Source organism: Microbulbifer sp. SH-1 (assembly GCF_011326135.1).
Lineage (GTDB): Bacteria > Pseudomonadota > Gammaproteobacteria > Pseudomonadales > Cellvibrionaceae > Microbulbifer > Microbulbifer harenosus.
In genome coordinates, this window is the sequence record NZ_CP046948.1 from 2,248,575 (window position 1) to 2,267,989 (window position 19,415).

Genomic DNA, 19,415 nt, shown 5'->3' on the forward strand with positions numbered 1-19,415 from the left:
GGAAAGTTGAGGTGAATTCTTAAGTCCACTTGCGAAATTCGCCATTCCCGCGACTAGACAGGGCCGCGAAACTCACGCGGGAATCCAGAACCCCAAGGTTACTGGACCCCCGCCTTCGCGGGGGTGACGGAAAACGAATTTTTGCCGGCCCCGCTCCTCTGTACGGGTTAGCAACCAGAAAGAGCGTTCAAAAAGCGGCCAACTCAACCGCGTTACGTGAAATGCCGGCAAACAAGCAGACCATTTAATTTTTGTAGCGATCTTTCCTGTATTCGAGAATCGTCAGGCCATCTTTGTCTACATCCGCAGGCCACTTGAATGGTTGGCATTCCGGGGAAACTGAATAATCACCGGTACAGGCCTCCTTTGCGTGATCGATTTCGGTCTGCAGCTCCGGCGAGGGGGTCAGGCGGATGCTTGAAATGATGTTCTGGATCAGATCCAGCATGGGTTTGGGACTGATTTTTGCGTCCTTGTCCTTCCAGTTGCCCGCGCAGCTCTGCCCATAGTCAAACTGAATAGTTAGCAACCGATCTCTGGATACAGGTATGAATACATAGCGTAGATGTCTGCCATAGGTTGACACCTCCTCTACGTCCAACTGGACTGCAGGTACAGGGAGCTGCTTAAGCGGCGTCCAATTAAGCGGTCCCTTGAGATAAGGAGTCAACTTATCTTCATCATAAACCTCATGCCCATGATATGCCGTCAAAAAACCCTGGATCGCGGATTCCAGCGCGACCGGGTACAAAAAATTTACCTTGGGATTTGCTTTCTCGGTGCTCACGACATCCATCGAAAAGCTGATATCTCCCATATAACCAGTAAACCAGGGACCGTAAAATGCCCAATTTCTTGAGCAAATTACAGCCTCCTCCCAGCTTCCACTGGGCATAAAAAGACTCCCAATGGAGGAAGTGCGCTCAAGGGTATAGCTTGTCCGCGCCCTACGTTGCTCTATTCCATACAGGCGCCGAGGATTATGACGCGGGGCCCGGAATTCCACGGTGCATTGCGGCAACCGCACCACCTCCACTTTGGCGCGCCTAAAAGAGGGACCACTGGGTATACACTGTCCTTCGTTCTCTCTGAATCGCAAAGATGAGTATTTGATAATATCCAGCATCAGAATTTGCTCGCGATTTCACTGTATTTTTTCGGTGCCCAAGCCTTCATAGCCTGTTGTCCCAGTTTTCCCGCAGTCGCCGCGGTAGCCACCGCACCGCCGAGAGCCGTCAAGAAAGCCCCCGCGGCCGGAGCACCCATTGAAAGTCCGGCGAGACCGGCGGCCCCCACCACAAAACCCAATGCATTGTGCAGCGTCACACCAGCGCGCACGGTGTCGGTAGCCCGATGTAACGCACTATAGCTTTCTCCTTCACGTTTACAGCGCTCACTGATTATCCGCAGATTATCCCGATTGCCGATATAATCCAGGGCGTTGGATTCCTTGAAGTTACGATCCAACTCAAGTCCTTCTACGGCGTGCATCGCCTTCTGTGCTTCGTGGGGAGAGGTGCTTGGGCGGTACAAAAAAGCCGTATGGCTTTTCAGCTTGACCTTTCGATCCGCAAGTATCCGCAACGCCTGGGTCAGCACCCCGGAACCGCCAAATTCCGCAATCCAACACACACCCTCAATATCTCGGGCCATATATATGGAGCGCGCCAGCAGAAGGGCCGATTCATGCAAGCGCCCATCATTTAGGGGGTTCACCGCATTCCTGTAATTTTCGAATCCTCCTATACGCTTTTTGCCAGGGGTAAAGTGCAGATCAAAACCACCCCCATCACCTGGCGATTTGATGATGCGTCCGCCCGCCATACCCGCTACAGCACCACCACCAGAAATGTATTCTCCTACTCTACGGGCTGCATCGAGATGATCAACATATCCGCTATCACTGATCGCAACCGTGCGCTGTGTTCTCTTTTCAATCCTTCCATCTCGTCTGGGAGTGGCGCGCCAGCGTTTTTTGTGGTGCTTCACCTCATAAAGCCCCGGCGCCTGCCCCTGCTCAATCAACTCTCCATAATTCAGATCTGCCTGAAAATGCAGCAGTTTATAACTATCATCGGGTAGTTTTTCCGCCGTCACTCGACATCCGGGCAATATCACCACGAACTCTTCTGTACCCCGCGCGGTGGGCCGGCCCCGGTTTGACAAAGATATTTTTCTGGCTGAGGCGGCCTGCCGCCAGCTGTTTGATGCCGTTCACACTCATCTGGGCCCAGTAATTGCCCTGATTAGCGAGCTTTACCAGTTCATTCCAGATGGGTTCGGCCTGGGGGGTAATGGTGATGCGTTTGCCGAAATGGCGTCCAGCGATGAGCTTGTCCGTGCTTGCGGGGGTGTAGTTGAACATTCGACTGAATCCCTTTAGTTCCGTGTTACACATTCTCCACACCAATCATTGGTGTGGTTACGGAATTCTACTTTGTGAAATCTGGCATTCCTATAAAACAGGCGTACCTATTAGCAGCGATTAGCCATGACTATCGCGGTATCCGGCCGAATCACTATTGAAGCTCGCCGCCTCTTCCCCCGAGAGGGAAAGAGGCGGCGTCAATGCGGTTACGCCGCGGGGAGGAAGTCGATCGGGTAGAGGATGGTAATGGTCGGCACGCCGGCTTTTTCGCCGAAGTTGAACCGCTTCACCCTCGCTACGATCTGCGAGTTGAGCGCGGGCGAATCCATATCGCTGCTCTCAACTTTGGCTGCGGATACCGAACCGTCTGGCTCGATGGTAATACGCAGTACCATCTTGCCCTGCAGCGCCGGGTTGTTGCGCAGCTCGCGATTGTAGATCCGGTAGAGTGCCGCTTTGTAGCGATCGAAGACGATCTGGATCTCTTCGTCGGTACGAGACGGACCTACGCCATCGCTGAGCGGTCGCTCTTCGCCGGCAAAGTCGCCCTCGGTGCCAATACCGCTGGATACCCGCGAGAAGCTGACACCGTCCAGTGCCGTACCGACACCACCGGCATTGCGGCTAAGCGCGGCCGTATTGATCCCGTCGGAACCGGATTTCGCCGCGGCGGTAATCAGGGAGCGCTGGCTGCGGCTCTCCTGCTTGCCGGCGGTGCTGAGCTGGGTCTGTTGGCCGAGGCGCTTGTCGAGATCGTCCTGGATCAGGTCCTGGAAGTTGTCCTTGAACGCCAGCACGCCGGCGCGCTCGACTTTCTTGCTCACCTGTTTCTTCTCAACATTGGATGGCTTGGGTTCTTCCTTCGCCACTTCCTGTTTCGGTTTCTCAGGTTCCGGCTTCTTCTCTTCCGGTTTCTGCACTACCTGTTCGGGCGGTGGCTTTGGCTTGGTTTTCTTTTCCAGAACCAACTTGGCCAGACGCTCGGGCACTTCTACCACTTCGTTTTCATCAGGCTCCGGCAACTGCCACACGTGGATACCGAAGCCGAGGAAGAACGCCAGCAGCAGACATGCGAGCAAGCTGATACGGAAGCGGCGCTCGTCTTCGCCGTTGGTATTCCACGGCATAATGGCGTTGCGGAAGGCGGAGTCGCCCAACTCGCGCGTGACTTCATATTCGTAATGGACATCTTCTTCGGCCTGGCGAATCTCTCGGAATTCTGCATCCAGGTCGAACAGGTCATCACGGCAGTCTTCTATCTGGTCCTGCAGCTTGCGCTTGCGCTCGTGCAGCAGATTCAGATTGGCCTGATAGATACTTACGGTTTTCTGCAGCCGATGAATCAGCGCCTTGGATGCGTCCTGCTTATAGTGCTCCGCCCAGAACAGGTCACCGGCACCAGCCTCTTCAAGCTTGCCAAGGCGATCGGAAATCTCGTCCAGCAACTGATGCTTGGCTTCATCCCGGCGCAGCGTATCCAGCTTGCCATCCACCTGACCGTACTCGCTTTCGAGCGCGGCCAACTGCTGGCGAACCGCTTCCTGCTTCGCTGTCAGTGCCTGTCTTTGTTGATGAAAATTATTCACAAACGCTCACTAACTCTGAGATGCTTTTTGAATGACCGCCAGGGAAATACGCGTGTATCCGGCATTGGTGCAGCTGGACATGACTTTTTTCAGCACGCTGAATGGCACACCGCGGTCCGCCAGAATGTTCACTTCCGGTGGTTCTTCCAGCAGTTCCGCGGCTTCTGCGGTGACGTCTTCACCGGCGGCGGCGCGCTCTGCCAGTTTGGCCTTGGCTTCTTCCAATTCAGTACCGGCCATGGTCATGGCCTTGCCCACTTCCTGGATCATCGCCTGCTGAATGGCTTCGATTACCAGCTCTTCGCTCTGGAACAGTTCCTCGGTGGTCATCACCGGCTTAGCTTCGATCAGCACTTCGTCGTGGGTGACCATCAGGGTGACGGTTTCCCGCGGCTTGGATTCCACCACCGAGTCCGGCAGGGTGATGACCTTGGGCGCTTCGATGGCCTCGTTGCTGGAACTGTTGGTGAGCAGGAAGAACACCAGAATGGTAAACACGTCCATCAGCGAGGTGAGGTTCATGCCCGGCGTTTTGCGCTTGCGGCTGCGCGCCATGCGCTTCATACGTCTGCTTTCACGTTTCACGGCGCGTCTCCCAGGGATATATCGGGAAAGAGTTCCATTGTTTCAGCCTTCGCGTCCGGATCTGGTACTGCGCCCTCTTCCGGTGTCGGCATGACCTGCGCACTGCGCACGGTATCCATGACGCCCACAAGGTGCTCATAAGCCACTTCCGGCTCCATCAGCAGTGTGGAATCGGTTTTGTCCGGATAGGTCTGCTTGATGCGGATCAGCTGCTCGCGCAGCTTCGCCAGGTCGTACACTTCTTCGGTGGGTGGAACAATGGGCAAGCCGTGTTCGTCCACGGGCGTTTCCGCCTGTGCCGCTTCATCTTCGCCCTCACCCGCTGCGGTTTGCCCCTGGTTCAGGTTGGGAAAACGCGCAATGACTTTGGAGCCATCGCTGATTTCCAGTACGTCTTTGCGCACCACCACTTCCAGGGTCACGCCGGGGTCGTCGGCTCCGCCACCGGCGCCGGTGGGCATATTGAGCTCGAGAATGGTGACCCTCGAAAACACTGCGGATACCAGCAGGAAGGGCACCAGCACCACCATCAGATTGAGGAAGGCGGTGATGTCCAGCTCCGGCGCTTCTTTGGATCTGCTGTGACGCCTGTTTCTCATTACGCGGATTCCGGTTTGGAATTTTTGTCGGCGCCGGCGTCAGCCGCGGCGGCGTTCTGCTGCGCTTTCTGGGTCTGCTCAATGTCGCGGTTGACGGGTTTTGCCGTCGGCGCTTTTTCTTCGGCGGACGCTTCGCTGCGGCGGCGGGTGCCGGAGGACATGATGTTGAGTGCTTTGACGGAGACCATTTCGAGGCTGTCGACGATCTGGCCGGTTAGGGAGTTGAGTAGTGCGTGCACGATGAGCAGCGCGATACCGACCATCAGGCCGAAGGCGGTGGTGTTCATGGCCACGGAGATACTGGCGGACAGGAGGTCGGCTTTTTCTGCGGGGTTGGCATTGGCTACGGCGGTGAAGGCTTCGATGAGGCCCATGATGGTGCCGAGCAGGCCGAGGAGAGTGGCGATGTTGGAGCCGAGCGCGACGTAGGGGGTGCGCTTTTCCAGCTGTGGGATGGTCTCCATGATGCTTTCTTCCATGGCGATTTCGATGTCTTCGCGGCGGCGTACGGCGCCTTGACGTTCGAGGCCCATGGCGAGCAGTCGGCCTACGCCGGTGTTGTCGTCTTTGACGAGGTTGCGCGCGCGGTCAAAGTCGCCGGTGTTGAGTACCGGTTGGAGCTTTTCCCAGGTGGCGCGGTTGGTGTGGCGTTCGTAGACGAGGCGGACGTATCGTTCGATCGCTACTGCGGCGCCGAGTGCGAATACCACCAGAATGGGGTACATGAATGCACCACCGGTCTGGAAAAACGCGACTACGCTGTTCAAGAAATCCATCATTTGCCCCTCTTGGTTTTCTTTCTCGGGTCCGCGGTTTGGTTCCGCTTTGCCTTGGTTTGACCTGTTGTGGTCGATTTTTGGTTAATTACTTCGTAGCTTTTCATTGAGCTCTGGTTAGGGCTCGGTGGCGGCGGGCCACCGGGGACGAGTTTTCAAAACCGCTGTGAATACATCCCTGTACGCTGCGTCGGCAACATCCCTGTTGCCGACGCTTTTGAAAACTCGCCCCCGATGTCCCTCCTTCAATTCGTATCATTGTGCTTCGTAAGCACTAATGGCTGCTCTTACTCATCCGTGAGGCTGAGTTGATAGAACTCGAGCTCTCTTGAAAATACTTCTTTGTCCAACGGCTGCAGCCTCGGGTCTAACAGACTGGAGTTGAGGCCGCTTTCAACGCCGACTTCCGAGCTCTTCCACGGCACGATGTAAAGAGACTTCGGAGCTTCTTTGTTGCCGATGATGGAGATGCCGGAGAGTTCCTTCACCTCCTTGTCGACTTTCGCTTCGCTTTCTTTCTGCTCTTCCTGTGCATTCACCGAAATCACGGTGAGCAGCAGGAAAACGGTGGCAATCGTCTGCAATGCGTTTTTCATCAGTTGGCTCTCCGCTTGAGGTCGGTTACCCAGATGGCGACTTTGGGATCTTCAGGCTGATACTTCAGGTACTGCTCGAATTGTGCGAGTGCACAATTCACATCCTGGAGATACAGGTCGCAGAGGATGCCGAGATTTTTGATGAGCGGCAGGTTTTCCGGGTGCAGCTGCAACGAATCACTGTAGGTTTTTTTGGCTTCTTCGAAGCGCCCCTGGCGGCGGTACAGCACGGCCAATTCGTTACTGGCTACCGGGTCCAGCGGGGCGGCGCGCAGGGCCTGGAGGAAGGATTCTTCCGCGTGCTTTTCGTCGCCGGTTCTGTAGTAGGCGATGCCGAGGTTGACGTAGGGGGCGGAAAGGCGTTGTTCGCGCTCGACGACGCTCTGTAGCAGTTCGATGGCTTCGGGGTAGCGCTCGCCCTGCAGGTATTCCACGGCCTGCAGGAAGTCGCGGTTGACGCTGCCGGAGACGCTGACGTTCATGGGGTCAACCGGGCGGCTGGAGGTTTGCGGGCCGCTGGCGCAGGCGCTTAACAGCAGTACTATTGCGCAGAGGGCGAGGCGCGGGATGTATGTGAATGGCATTAGCCCTGCTCCTCCTCGGTTGCGTTTTCGGCAATGACGGCCGGTGTAGTGCTTTCGCTTTCTTGCGGTTGCTCGGGTGCCGCATGCTCTGGAGCGGGTTCTTCCACAACCGGCTCCCCTGCCGCGGCCTCTTCCGCAACTTTGGGCACAGGCACAATGGTCATGACGATATTGCCGACGTCTTCCGGGCGCTCGTAGCGCGCGGGCATGAGGCCGGCGAGCTGGTCGATACTTTTGGCGACCCAGTTGTTGTAGATGCCCGCAGCCATCAGGTCGATGTTTTTCTCGTGTACAGATATGGCGCGTTCTTCGAACGGGTAGATCTGTTCTTCCAGCGCCAGTTCGTAATCCTCCAGCTCCATCGCGTCGAGATTGGTGGGCCGCTCGGAGTCTTTGAGGGCGCGGCTGAAGTGCAGATAGATTTCGCCGAGATAGAAGGTCGCCGCGGCGGTGACGTCGGCTACCTGGTAGTCGATCAGAGCGGTAAAGGCGCTGGTGGCGGCCTTCATGCGCGCGCGTTTGGTATTGAGATTCTGCTCCAGCGGTGCGACCAGCGCGATTTCCGCAAAGGATTCGAATTTGGGCTCCGCGAGTTTTAGCGCGGCGTTGCCCGCAAGATAGCGGGTGCGGTCATTGCGCTCGTCACCACCGCGCGCTTCAAGGCGCACCATGTCATCGAGGGTGTTGAAGTACGCTTTCTGATTGCCGCTGTTCTGGTAGATGTCCGCAATTTTCTGGCGGGTTTCCAGTGCTGGCTCCATGGGGCGCGGGAAGAGTTTGACGTAGCGGTTGAGAGCCGCCAGCGCCTTGTCGTAGCTCTTGGCCGCACTGTACAGGTCCGCAGCTTGGGTAAGCGCTTCGCGACGCACGTCTTCGTCTTCGGATTCGCGCTCGATGCGCTCGAACTCCGCGGCAGCGAGCAACAGCTGCCCGCTTTCCTGATACACCACCGCGAGCTTTTTGGTGACTTCTTTCTGCAGCTCGTGTTGCGGGTGGTTGTTGCGGAATGCTTTCAGTACATCCGCTGCGCGGGTCCAGTTTTCCAATTGGATCAGGGAGGCGGCGGCATCGTACTCGGCGGTAGCCAGGATGCTGGCGCCCGGTGCAGCATTGCGGATACGCAGGAAATGCTCCGCGGCCGCCAGGTGGTCTTCGGCTTTGCGCGCCTGATCGCCCTGCTGGTATATCGCGCCGGCGAGGTTGTCCACCAAATCCCCGCGGTCTTTGGCGTCGGCGGCGGTCAGGCCCAGCGCCTGGCGGTAGCCTGCTTCCGCATCGGCGTAGAGTTCGGTATCGAAGGAGGCGTGGGCCACCAACAGCCAGGCGGAACGGCGGATCTCGCGGTCTGCTGCGGGGAATTTTTCCAGCAACAGGCGGCCGTTCTGGATCGTTTCCGGGAAGCTCTTCAGCTTGTACAGATCGTCCACCGCGCCCAGCAGAATCTGGGGCGCCTTGTCGTGCTGCGGGAAGGTTTCCGCAAAGGTGAGGGACGAGCGGATGATTTCTTTCTGTACGCCGGTCTTCTGCGCGGTGCTGCCGTTGGCAAGATCGTTTTTCAGGTGTTCGCGGTAAGCGAACACGGCGGCATAACCCGCTTCGCTGGCGTTCTTATTTTCACTGTGTGCGCTGTACTGATACGCGGTGCGCTCATATTCCACCGCGGCGTTGAGGAAATCCTTGTTCTCCAGCATCAGGCCGGCGAGCTGGTAGTTGATTTCCGGCGCCTTGGGTTTATCCGCGAAGGACCCGAGGTAGCGGCGATACCAGTGGATGGCCTCGAGATAGTTCTCGCTGCGCTTCTTGGCGAATTCCTGATCCGTGGTTTTCACGTTCTGGTAGGCGGCGTGGTAGTGACTGGCCAGGTCGATCAGGTTGGTCTGCAGGAATTCCACCACGGTGGCGTATTCCTGAATATCGAATACGGTCCAGTACTGCGCATCCAGCGCGTAGGTATTGGCGAAGGCTTTTTTCGCATCCAGCACCAAACGGGGGAAGCCGCCCTTCTGGTAAATCTCGATCACGCGGATGGAAAAGTCGGGGGCCACCTTGTGCAGCGGGTTGCGCTCCACGAAGGCATTATAGGATTCCGCCGCATCCTGATAGCGACGCTTGTCGAGGTAGTACTCACCCAGGTGGCTGTAGACGTAGGACTCGTAATCCCGCGCGCCTTTGCGGGTGAAGTAATCCACGATGGATTCCGCACCCCCGAGATAGGAGAAGCTCAGGCTGATAACGCGGAAGGTATCCTCGATGTGCTTGCGCTCGGTCTCGTTGGTCTGCTGTTCGAAGTCGTAGCCCTGGGCCACTTTGTAGTCGAGCATGCGCACGAAGTCGTCGAGCGCCATCTCGTACATGTCCTGTTTGAACAGGGCCCAGCCGCGCTTGTACATGGCCAGTTCGTAGAAGCTGGATACCTCGCCCATGTCGATCACACGGCCGTAGGACTCTTCTGCGTCGAGGTATTTTTTGCGGGTGAAATAGTATTCGCCAAGGCGGAAATAGGCTTCATCCAGATGGCGGGAGGCCGGGTACTTGGCCACTAGCTGACGCAGGATAGCGACGGCCTCTTCGATTTCACCGGTTTCCTCGTAGGCCCGGGAGAGCTGGTACATGACCTGGTCGTTGCGCTCATACAGCGGATACTGCACCAGCAGTTTCTTGTACAGGGCAATCGCCTCGCGGGCGTTGGCGGCGAGCAGCGCATCCGCATTGTCGCCGGGCACGGTGACATCCGCACCGCTCTGCATTCCACTCAGATCCACGGCACCACTGGCGCGGGACTCGAAGTCGGACTGACTCTCGTCCTGGATATTGGCAACGCTATCCAGTGCAGCCTCGGATGCGGTTGCGCTGGAGGCTACACCAGCCACTTCCGGTGCATCCAGTTCCGCACGCGCCGCTACGGCCTTTTTGCTCGCGAGCTGGTTCGCCGCGGCAACATCTTCTTCCGACAGGATACGGGTTTCGGTACTGCTCGGCAGAATGCCCTCTTCCGCGCGGTGCGCCTGCTTGATCTTCAGGTCGGCAATACGGCGAATGGCCTCCGGCGTGAGTGCGGTTTCCGGAGTTTCCTGCAGGTATTTCTGGTAACTGGCGAGCGCCTTTTCCAGGCTGCCATCGATATGGGTTTCCTGGATCTTGATATCGACCTTCTGCAGGCTGCCGATGGTCTGGCCGCTGTTGCTGGCACAGGCGCTGAGCAACAGCGCGACGGAAGCGGCAGTGACGAGGCCGAAGGTATTGATCGCCGCGGAGAGCTGAGTTTTATTCATCGGCATCTCCCGTTTCGCGCTCCGGAGCCTCGAGTTCTGGAGGATTGTCCGTGGGCAGCGGTTCGCCATCGGGATTTGCGGCCGGCTCCGATGGCGGAACGTCGGGCTGAGCAGGTGCGGACTGTTTGAGTTCTTCCATCCGCTGCTCGTACTCCTCGATCTTGCGCTGATCCGCGCGCTGTTCCTGCAGCTCGTTGGCGCGGTCGTAGCTGTCGGCCAAGGCAAAGCGGGCCTTGATCTGGTAGCTCTCCAGCTGCGCGCGACGCTGGTCCAGTTCGTTGATCGCCAGCTGCTCCAGCATACGACCCTGGCGCGCCATCAGCAGCTCGATGCGATCCTGGGCGCGATTGAGCCCGGCGCGCAGGCTGGTGATCTGGTCGGTATAACCCTCGTAACTGTGGGTGGCAGCCTGGCGGGTGCGCACGTAACGCTGGTAGGTTTCCTGCAAGGTGGCGATGACTGCATCAAGTTCCTGCAGGTGTTTGTAGGCTTCGGTCAGGCGCTCATCGAATTCACGGGACAGGCGGAATTTCAGTACACCTTCGAGACGTGCGATGCGCGCTTCGGTTTCCTCGCTGTTGAGGCTGGGGTTGTAGGCGAGGATGTCGCGGATGCGCTCCAGAAGCAGGCGGGATTCGGTTTCGTCACTTTTCGCCAGCAGCTCGGGGCGGCGATTGACCAGCAGATTTTCGATACGTGCAGCGAGGTGCTGGCGCTGCTCCAGGCGCATCTTGATGCGGGCATCGACCTGGCGGAACTGCACATCCAGCCCCGGCAGGATCGGCTCGTAGTAGCCACGGCGCAGCGCAATGATTTCCTCAAACGCGTCCAGGCTCTGCAGCCAGTCCTTGTTGCGCTCCAGCAGGTCGTTCAGATCCTGATAGTTGCGCAGGAATTCCTGATAGTCGTTGGACGCCATCAGGTCCAGCAGGTAATGGGTTTCCGGGGCATCCGGCAGTTTGCGCAGCTCCACCACCCAGTTCTTCACCTGGCTCGCCTCTTTGCGGCGCAGCGCTTCCAGCAGCTTGCCCTCGCGGATGCTGCGAATGGAGCGGGTGAGCACATCCACCTGATTGCCGAACAGGTCCAGCGCCTGGCCGTAATTCACCGCCGCGGTGCTGTGTACATCCAGCTTGCCGTAGGCGTAGGGCACCGCGAGCATGGCCTCCTGCACCGCCGCATTGGTGGACTGGCGCTGGGTGAGCAGTTGCCACGGCACCAGCGCGCGATCGAAGCGGCCCGCGTTGGCCTCTACCCAGCCGGCGCCCAGCAGTGCCTGATTGGAAAAGGGGCCGGAAAGCTGCACGCGATCGAAATAGGTGCGCGCGCGCTCATATTCTTTGGCTTCCATCAGCTGGTAGCCGAGCAGCAGGTTGGTTTTGTCTTGCAATGCGCTTTTGGCATCGCCGCTGCCGGCGTTGCGTCCGAGGCCATCGAGTTCCAGTACACCTTTTTCGGTTTCGCCCGCTTTCAGCAGAGCGATCCCCAGGTTGTACTCCACAAACCCGGACAGGGATTTCTCGCCCTTCAGGTCTTTCAGCAGCACCACCGCCTCTTCGAAGCGGCCCAGCTGCATGTACACCCGCGCGCGCAGGAACTGCTCTTCCGCGCGCACGCGCTCGGGCACCCGCCCCTGGATCAGCTCCAGCGCGTGCAGGGCGTTGGCAAACTGCTGCTTGTGATAGTGAATCTTTGCCAAGCGGTAGGCGGCTTCGTTCTTGATGGGCTGCGGCACATCGCCGTTCAGCACCTGCTCCATGGCACGGCCGGCTTCCCGGTGCATGCGATAGGAAAGCTCGAGGTCACCCACCGCAAATTCCGCCTGACCAAAGTGCAGGCTGAATGGGTCCAGTTCCGGGTCGTCCAGCAGGCGAAACTGCTTGAGCTCCGTATCCAGGCCCGTGATCGCGTCGAAATAGTTGTCCTGATACGCGTCGAACAGCGCTTCGCCGAAAAACAGATCGCGCAGCGTCTTGGTCTGCAACGCGCTCGGATCGGAATCGACGGGGGCTTTGGCCTGCGCAGGCACGGCGCACAGCGCGGCGAGCGCAGCACCAGCGATCGCACTGGCCAGACGGGAGTTCATGCTTACCAGTCCTTGAAGTTGATGGCGGACTGGTTACCGGCGATCTGGATCTCAACGAATTTTGGACCTACCGCCTTCTCCACGCTGTAACTGGCGGTCGCGCGGTACTCCTTGCCGGACTTGGACTTGCCGAAATAAGTCACCTCCAGCGGGTGCGCACCGGTCTGCACGTTGGCGGTGTGAATACGCTGCACCCCGCCCTGCTGCAGGGCTTCGATTTCGCGGTAGGTGTAGAGGTGGTGGGCGACGATCTGGTTGTCGAGCTTTACTTCGACGGATTCCAGACTGAACTCCTTACTATCAGGCAGGGAGACAAACAGGGCAACCTGGGTGTTGGAGGGGAAGAGCAGTTTTTCTTCAAGACGGTTGAGCTCAGACGTGAGACCGATCACATCCTTCTTCACATCCTGGATCTGCTCATCGAGGCCACGGATTTCTTCCCGGCTGACTTCTTGCGCATTGGTCGCAACCGCCAGTATCAGCACGGCGGCTGCCATCAGAATTCTGTACATATCCCTTTTACCTCGAACCCCAACCCTGAATTGGATTTCGCTCGCCATAAATGTCAGGCAAGAGCGATTTGCGGTGGAATTGTATGGCAAGGGGGGCGCAGGGATATGTGAGGCGCTTCAAAACTCGCGCAGAGAGTTGGATAAGAATTTTTTCTTAAAATTCAAAGCACAAGAGAAAAAAGCTCGATTATGTGACAGGTTTCACGAGCGTTGCGCAAAGTACCCTTGTGCGCGCGGTCACGTTTTTGGATGCAACGGCGGAACCAAATCAAATTTCGTGCGGATAAATAGCGAGCACTTCAAATATTTCAGGGTCAAGCGCAAAAGCGAGTGCTCACTTCTGGCTGTGGAGAATTCGCTACCATTTTTTCAGGGCATCCTCGTCACTGTGGCGTGCCTGCACCCAGTGACCACTCTCTGCGCCTTGCCCGATCTCCTTTTTCCAGAAAGGTGCACGACTTTTCAGAAAGTCCATGATAAATGCACAGGCATCCAGTGCGGCCTGGCGATGGGCGGAGCTGGTGCCCACAAACACGATCTCCTCTCCAGCCCGCAACTGCCCGAAGCGATGTATCACCCGCACGCGCCCGAGCGGCCAGCGTTGGGCAGCCTGCCGTGCAATGTCAGTAAGCGCCGACTCCGCCATGCCGGGGTAATGCTCCAGCTCGAGTACTGCAACCGAATTGCCCTTACTGTTTTCGACTGGGGAGCCTACGGGCTCTATTGGCGAAAAGTCCCGCACGTTGCCCACAAACATGGCAGTGGCGCCGTCGGCGAAATTTTCGCTGCGCAGAGACCGGTATTCCTCGCCCGGATCGAATCCCTCGACCTGTACGGAAACGGAAATTATTGCGGCCACCTCAGCCTCCCGTGACCGGCGGAAAGAAGGCGACTTCGTCGCCGTCCTTGACGTCGGCGTGCATGTTAGCGAGTTGCTGGTTCACGGCCACCTGCAATTGTTCGCTGGCAAGAGCGGACTGCCATGCAGCGTCTTTTCCGGCGAGTCGGCTGCGCAGTTCGGCGATGCTGGCGATGTCCGCCGTATCCACGTCCAGTGCGTCGCAGCCGAGCTGCTCCCGCAGGCCGGCAAAGAACAGTACCTTGATCACGTGTTGGTCTCCGTATTTTCCGGTGTCCAGTGGCCGCGCTTGCCACCGGTTTTTTCCTGCAGTTTGGTGGGACCGATGACCATGGCCGGGTCGACGGCTTTGCACATGTCGTAAATGGTGAGCGCGGCCACGCTGGCGGCGGTGAGTGCCTCCATTTCCACGCCGGTGCGACCGGCGAGGCGGCAGAAGCTGGAAATATTCACGGTGCGGTTTGCTTCATCCAGTTCGAAATCCACCTGTACTTTGGTGAGGGCGAGCGGGTGGCACAGGGGAATGAGATCGGCGGTTTTCTTGGCGGCCTGGATGCCGGCGATGCGTGCGGTGGCGAGCACATCGCCTTTCTTGTTGTTGCCGGCTTGGAGCTGCGCAAAGGCGTCTGCGGACATGGCGACGGCGGATTGGGCGCGTGCGGAGCGGTCGGTGATGTCTTTGTCGGTGACATCGACCATGCTGGCTTCGCCTTTCTGGTTCAGGTGTGTGAGGGTCATGGTGTTGATTACTTAGTCAGATAGCCTACGAAGTTGCAGGGGGTGTGGCTGGCGGTGAGTTGTTCTCTTAGCAGTTTGGTCCAGCCGGTTTTGCAGGCGCCGGTGGAGCCGGGGAGGCAGGCGACGAGGGTGCGGTTGGCGATGCCGGCGAGCGCTCTGGACTGGATGGTGGAGGAGCCGATTTCTTCATAGCTGATGGAGCGGAACATTTCGCCGAAGCCGTCGATGTGTTTGTCGAGTAGCGGGGCGATGGCTTCGGGGGTGGAGTCGCGGCCGGCGAAGCCGGTGCCGCCGGTGGAGATGATGACGTGAATCTCTGGGTCGGCGATCCAGGCGGAGACTTTGGCGCGCAGGAGATATTTGTCGTCGATGACGATGGCTTTGTCGGCGAGGGTGTGGCCGTCTTCCTGCAGGGCTTCTACCAGGTATTTTCCTGAGGTGTCGTTTTCTTCGGTTCTTGTGTCGGACACTGTGAGGATTGCGATATTGAGTTTCTGGTTTTTATTTATAGGGGCATGAGACATTTTGGTTTTGTGCTCCGTAGCCTGTTGGTGCTCTGTTCTGGGTTCGTGGCGACCGGTCACCGGGTGTGGGTTTTCAGGACCGCTGTGAACCCATCCCTGGGCGCTTCGGCGCAAACATCCTGTTTGCGACGATCCTGAAAACCCACACCCGGCACCCGATCTTCAATTCAAATTTTTGTGCTTCGTAAGCCTTGAAAATATTGTGGTCAACCGCCGATTATCGAGAGATTCTGGGTTGCCCCCGTATTTCCCTGCTGCAGGTAGTGGCTGACTTCTTTGTTGCCGATCAGTGCTCTCACCTTTTCTGCCAGTGCGTCGGCGTCGCCGGTGCGGATGGTTTCTCTCAGGTCGAGGCCGGTGTCGGAAAACAGGCAGAGATGCAGTTTGCCCTGGGCGGAAACGCGCAGGCGGTTGCAGGTATTGCAGAAGTCTTTGCTGTAGGGGGTGATGAGGCCGATGCGACCGGCGTAGTCCGGGTGGACGTATTCCCGTGCGGGGCCGGCGTCGAGCGGGCGTGGTAGTAGTTGCCAGCCGGTTTCGATGAGCTGTTGTTCGATGTCGGTGCCGCGCAGGTGGTTGCTGGCGAAGTAGTCGCGGTTGTCGCCGGTCTGCATGAGTTCGATGAAGCGGAGGGTGACCGGGGTGGTTTTGAGCCAGGCCAGGAACTGGTGTAGGCGGGTGTGCGCACCATCGTTGAGCAGTACGGCGTTTACTTTGGTTGCAATGCCCAGTTCCAGTGCGCGGTCGATGCCGGTGAGGATTTTGGGCAGGCAGTCGTGGCCGGTGATGTGGGCGAATTCTTTCCGGTCGAGGCTGTCGATGCTGATGTTGAGCTGGTCGAGGCCGTTGTGGTGCCAGCGGTCGATGACGGCGGGGAGTTTGTAGCCGTTGCTGGTGACGGCGACGCGCTTTATGCCGGGGGTGGTTTTGGCGCTGTGGATAAGTTCCGGCAGGTCTTTGCGCAGTGAGGGTTCACCGCCGCTTAAGCGCACTTTTCTGGTGCCGAGCTGGGCGAAGGCGCGCATGACGGTGCTGGCTTCGGCGACGCTGAGGTCGGGCTGCTGGTGCCGGGCCTGGTAGCCGTGGGGCAGGCAGTAGTCGCAACGGAAGTTGCAGACGTCTGTCACGGACAGGCGCAAATAGTAGAAGCGACGGCCGTGGCCGTCTTGCAGTATGTCGTTCTGTTTCATCACCTTTCCAAATGCGGGAGGCCGTTCGGTTTCCCTTGCGACCCTGGCGGGCTGGCGTTGCCGCCCGCGGCCATCCGCGCGTATCCGGGATCGGATCCCGGGACTTAGCGCGGCTGGCTCGGTGTAATTCGACCATTAGCGGCCGGGTTTGGTTTATTCGGTCAGTCTAGTGGTCCTTTGAACAATGTTGGCCTTTGACTGGCATCGGCTGTAGACGGTCATCTATACCGGCTTCGGCCGCTTGCTGCAAATGTTCTCGTGCAGGTTTTCCCTATGCAAAATTTCAGCCATAACGCACCAGGGGCTACTCCACATCCAGGATCTTCAGGGTATTGGTGCCACCATGGGACTGCATCAGGTCGCCCCGGATCAGTATGACCTTGTCGCCACTAGAGACGATGCCGCGGTCTTTCAGCACTTCCAGCGCGCGCAGGTTCAGCTCGCGGTCGCCCTCCCCTTCACCTGGCACAAACAGTATCGATGTCACTCCGCGGTACAGCGCCATGCGCCGCTGGGCGAGCGGGTCGTGGGCGAGGCCGACAATGGGGAGGCCGGAGCGGATGCGCGAGGCGATGAGGGGGGTGTAGCCGGTCTGGGTCATGCAGGCGATGGCGGTGACGCCCTCCAGGTGATTGGCGGCGTACATGGCGGAGAGCGAAATGGTCTCGTCGATACGGGTGAAGCCCTGGTGCATGCGGTGGCCGGATTCCTGCGCGGAGCGCTCACGCTCGGCACCGAGGCAGAGTCGGTGCATGGCCTGTACCGCTTCCACCGGGAAGTTGCCGGCGGCGGTTTCGGCGGACAGCATCACGGCGTCGGTGCCATCGAGCACTGCGTTGGCCACGTCGAACACTTCGGCGCGGGTGGGCAGTGGTGCGGTGATCATGGTCTCGAGCATCTGGGTGGCGGTGATTACCGCGCGGTTGAGCTGGCGGGCGCGTTTGATCATGCGTTTCTGCACGCCGATCAACGCGGCATCGCCGATCTCCACCCCCAGGTCGCCGCGGGCCACCATCACCGCTTCTGACGCGCAGATGATATCGTCCAAAGTCTGTTCGTCCGCCACCGCTTCCGCGCGCTCCACCTTGGCGACTAGGCCGATATGCCGGCCCGCCTCACCCAGCAGTGTGCGCGCCTCCTGCATGTCCGCGGCGTGGCGGGGAAAGGACACGGCGAGGTAGTCCACACCGATCTCCACGGCGGTTTTCAGGTCTGCCCTGTCTTTGTCGGTGAGCGCCGCGGCGGAGAGGCCGCCGCCCTGCTTGTTGATGCCCTTGTTGTTGGAGAGGCGGCCACCCACGGTTACGGTGGTGTGCACCTCGGTGTCGCTGACCGCATCTACCGTCAGTACCACGCGGCCGTCGTCCAGCAGCAACACGTCGCCGGCGGCCACATCTGCCACCAGCTCCTTGTAATCGCAACCCACGCGCTTTTCGTCGCCCTCGTTGGTATCCAGCGCCATATCAAGCACGAAATTGTCCCCCTCGTGCAGGGTCACGGCGTTGTCCTTGAAGCGGGCAATGCGGATCTTGGGGCCCTGCAGGTCACCGAGGGCGGCGACGGTCTTACCCAGGCGCTCGGCAATTTCCCGCACTTTCTGCAGGCGGCTGCGGTGGTCTTCCGCCGTGCCGTGGGAGAAGTTCAGCCGCACCACATCCACACCGGCCTTCAGCATTCGCTCCAATACGCCGGGCTTGTCGCTGGCGGGGCCGAGGGTGGCGACAATCTTGGTACGACGCAGGGGGCTGGCGGTGCGCTGACCGCCGGGCAGTTGAGACATGAACACCTCTTAGATTCTATTTATCAGGCAGCACCAGAATAGCGCGAAAGTCGTTGACGTTGGTCCTTGTGGGGCCGGTGACGATCAGATTGCCGAGTTCCGCGAAAAAACTGTAGGCGTCGTTGTTGGAAAGATAGTTCTCGGGGCTCAGCCCCTGTGCGCGCGCTTTCTGCCAGTCTTCCGGTGAGAAACATGCGCCGGCATTGTCTTCGGAACCGTCGATACCGTCAGTGTCGATGGCGAGCCCGTAAATGCCCGGAGCGCCTTCGAGCGCGTTGAACAGACCCAGCAGGTATTCCACATTGCGCCCGCCTCGGCCATTGCCCGTCACCGTCACGCTGGTCTCGCCGCCGGAGAGAATCAGCAGCGGTTGCGCAGCCTGCTGCTGGCTCAGGAGTGCCAATGCCGCGTGAGAAGCCCCCAGCTCCCGCGCCTCGCCTTCGAGATTGTCGCCCAGCACGCGCACCTCAACGCCCACTGCCGCTGCCACATCGCGCGCGGCCTCGAGCGCATCCGCGGCCTTTGCCAGCATTACCGCCCTGTCACCGGAAAATTCCGCATCCGCCGGATCGGGTGCCGTGTTCGCGGCCTGCAGGTGTGCGCGCACTGGCGCGGGAATGTCGATGCCGTAGTGCTCGAGTATCGCCAGCGCGTCTGCCGGGGTTGAGGTGTCCGGCAGGGTTGGGCCGGAGGCGATCAGGGTGGGTTCGTCGCCGGGCACATCGGAAATCAGGTAAGTGATAACCCGCGCGGGATGTGCGGCGGCGGCGAGACGCCCGCCCTTGATGGCGGACAGATGGCGGCGCACGGTATTGATATCGCGAATAGGCGCGCCGCTGCGCAGCAGCGCGCGGTTGATGGACTGCTTCTGCTCTAGTGTCAGGCCCGGTGCCGGCAGGCTCATCAGTGCGGAGCCGCCGCCGGAAATGAGCGCGATCACCAGATCGTCTTCGGTGAGCCCTGCCACCGCATCCAGCATCCGCACGGCGGCCTGTTCACCCAGTTTGTCCGGCATCGGGTGGGCCGCTTCCAGCACCTCGATATGTGCGCAATGTGCGCCGTGCCCGTAGCGCGTCACCACCAGCCCTTCGATATCCGCACCGGGGTTGCACTCCAACCACGCGCGCTCCAGCGCCGCCGCCATCGCCGCACTGGCCTTGCCGGCACCGACCACCAGGGTTCTGCGCCCGGGCTCAGGCAGAGCTGCGGGAACGAGGGCGGGCATCAGGTTGTCCGGGTGCACCGCAGCGACGGCGAGTTCCGCCAGGTTGCACAGCCACTGGTTCAGGCTGGGGGCGTCCATATCGGCAGTGAGAGGCGGTAGCGGCTTCATTTTTATGTCTCCCTGATTGTCGTGCGG

The 19,415-nt window shown here is 59.2% G+C and carries 19 protein-coding genes and 1 riboswitch; all 19 genes read right to left on the bottom strand.

Going from position 1 to position 19,415, the window contains the following annotated elements; all coding sequences use genetic code 11:
• Positions 1-244: 244 nt before the first annotated feature.
• A complete protein-coding gene (locus GNX18_RS09565; RefSeq protein ID WP_166217429.1) occupies positions 245-895 on the bottom strand; it encodes a hypothetical protein in 651 nt (216 codons plus the stop codon).
• Between the two features lie 230 nt (positions 896-1,125).
• Positions 1,126-2,097, bottom strand: coding sequence for a hypothetical protein (locus GNX18_RS09570; RefSeq protein ID WP_166217432.1), 972 nt, complete (start codon positions 2,095-2,097; stop codon positions 1,126-1,128).
• Positions 2,072-2,365 (bottom strand): hypothetical protein, encoded by a 294-nt coding sequence (locus GNX18_RS09575; RefSeq protein WP_166217434.1) that lies wholly within the window; start codon positions 2,363-2,365, stop codon positions 2,072-2,074. The genes GNX18_RS09570 and GNX18_RS09575 overlap by 26 nt, the downstream gene beginning before the upstream one ends.
• A 209-nt stretch (positions 2,366-2,574) precedes the next feature.
• The gene (locus GNX18_RS09580) at positions 2,575-3,954 is read right to left on the bottom strand and encodes an AgmX/PglI C-terminal domain-containing protein (RefSeq protein WP_166217437.1); all 1,380 of its coding nucleotides are present in this window, start codon (positions 3,952-3,954) and stop codon (positions 2,575-2,577) included.
• 9 nt (positions 3,955-3,963) lie between these two features.
• Entirely contained in the window at positions 3,964-4,539 is a 576-nt protein-coding gene (locus GNX18_RS09585; RefSeq protein WP_240914326.1) for a biopolymer transporter ExbD, read from the bottom strand.
• Positions 4,536-5,138, bottom strand: a complete 603-nt coding sequence (locus tag GNX18_RS09590; RefSeq protein WP_138233777.1) for a biopolymer transporter ExbD — start codon at positions 5,136-5,138, stop codon at positions 4,536-4,538. Before GNX18_RS09590 ends, GNX18_RS09585 begins: the two co-directional genes overlap by 4 nt.
• A complete protein-coding gene (locus GNX18_RS09595) occupies positions 5,138-5,914 on the bottom strand; it encodes a MotA/TolQ/ExbB proton channel family protein (protein ID WP_138233912.1) in 777 nt (258 codons plus the stop codon). Before GNX18_RS09595 ends, GNX18_RS09590 begins: the two co-directional genes overlap by 1 nt.
• A gap of 287 nt (positions 5,915-6,201) precedes the next feature.
• Positions 6,202-6,510, bottom strand: a complete 309-nt coding sequence (locus GNX18_RS09600) for a hypothetical protein (protein WP_138233776.1) — start codon at positions 6,508-6,510, stop codon at positions 6,202-6,204.
• Positions 6,510-7,094 carry a tetratricopeptide repeat protein gene (locus GNX18_RS09605; protein ID WP_138233775.1) on the bottom strand — a complete coding sequence of 195 codons (585 nt, stop codon included), beginning with the start codon at positions 7,092-7,094 and terminating at the stop codon, positions 6,510-6,512. Before GNX18_RS09605 ends, GNX18_RS09600 begins: the two co-directional genes overlap by 1 nt.
• On the bottom strand, positions 7,094-10,366 hold the full coding sequence (locus GNX18_RS09610) for a tetratricopeptide repeat protein (protein WP_240914327.1): 3,273 nt from the start codon (positions 10,364-10,366) through the stop codon (positions 7,094-7,096). Before GNX18_RS09610 ends, GNX18_RS09605 begins: the two co-directional genes overlap by 1 nt.
• Positions 10,359-12,452, bottom strand: coding sequence for a hypothetical protein (locus GNX18_RS09615; RefSeq protein ID WP_166217442.1), 2,094 nt, complete (start codon positions 12,450-12,452; stop codon positions 10,359-10,361). The genes GNX18_RS09610 and GNX18_RS09615 overlap by 8 nt, the downstream gene beginning before the upstream one ends.
• Positions 12,453-12,454: 2 nt before the next feature.
• A complete protein-coding gene (locus GNX18_RS09620; RefSeq protein ID WP_166217444.1) occupies positions 12,455-12,964 on the bottom strand; it encodes a hypothetical protein in 510 nt (169 codons plus the stop codon).
• 358 nt (positions 12,965-13,322) lie between these two features.
• The gene (locus tag GNX18_RS09625; protein ID WP_205828105.1) at positions 13,323-13,823 is read right to left on the bottom strand and encodes a molybdenum cofactor biosynthesis protein MoaE; all 501 of its coding nucleotides are present in this window, start codon (positions 13,821-13,823) and stop codon (positions 13,323-13,325) included.
• A gap of 1 nt (position 13,824) precedes the next feature.
• Positions 13,825-14,073: a molybdopterin synthase sulfur carrier subunit gene (gene moaD / locus GNX18_RS09630; RefSeq protein ID WP_166217446.1), complete on the bottom strand. Its 249-nt coding sequence runs from the start codon at positions 14,071-14,073 to the stop codon at positions 13,825-13,827.
• A complete protein-coding gene (gene moaC, locus GNX18_RS09635; protein ID WP_166217449.1) occupies positions 14,070-14,561 on the bottom strand; it encodes a cyclic pyranopterin monophosphate synthase MoaC in 492 nt (163 codons plus the stop codon). Before moaC ends, moaD begins: the two co-directional genes overlap by 4 nt.
• Before the next feature lie 8 nt (positions 14,562-14,569).
• Positions 14,570-15,085 (bottom strand): molybdenum cofactor biosynthesis protein B, encoded by a 516-nt coding sequence (gene moaB / locus GNX18_RS09640; protein WP_166217451.1) that lies wholly within the window; start codon positions 15,083-15,085, stop codon positions 14,570-14,572.
• A gap of 206 nt (positions 15,086-15,291) precedes the next feature.
• Positions 15,292-16,275 (bottom strand): GTP 3',8-cyclase MoaA, encoded by a 984-nt coding sequence (gene moaA, locus GNX18_RS09645; RefSeq protein ID WP_205828106.1) that lies wholly within the window; start codon positions 16,273-16,275, stop codon positions 15,292-15,294.
• Positions 16,258-16,411, bottom strand: a riboswitch (molybdenum cofactor riboswitch). (Overlaps the previous gene by 18 nt.)
• A gap of 168 nt (positions 16,412-16,579) precedes the next feature.
• Entirely contained in the window at positions 16,580-18,055 is a 1,476-nt protein-coding gene (gene pyk, locus GNX18_RS09650; protein ID WP_166217454.1) for a pyruvate kinase, read from the bottom strand.
• A 16-nt stretch (positions 18,056-18,071) separates the two neighbouring features.
• A complete protein-coding gene (locus GNX18_RS09655; RefSeq protein ID WP_166217456.1) occupies positions 18,072-19,388 on the bottom strand; it encodes a glycerate kinase in 1,317 nt (438 codons plus the stop codon).
• Positions 19,389-19,415: the final 27 nt, after the last annotated feature.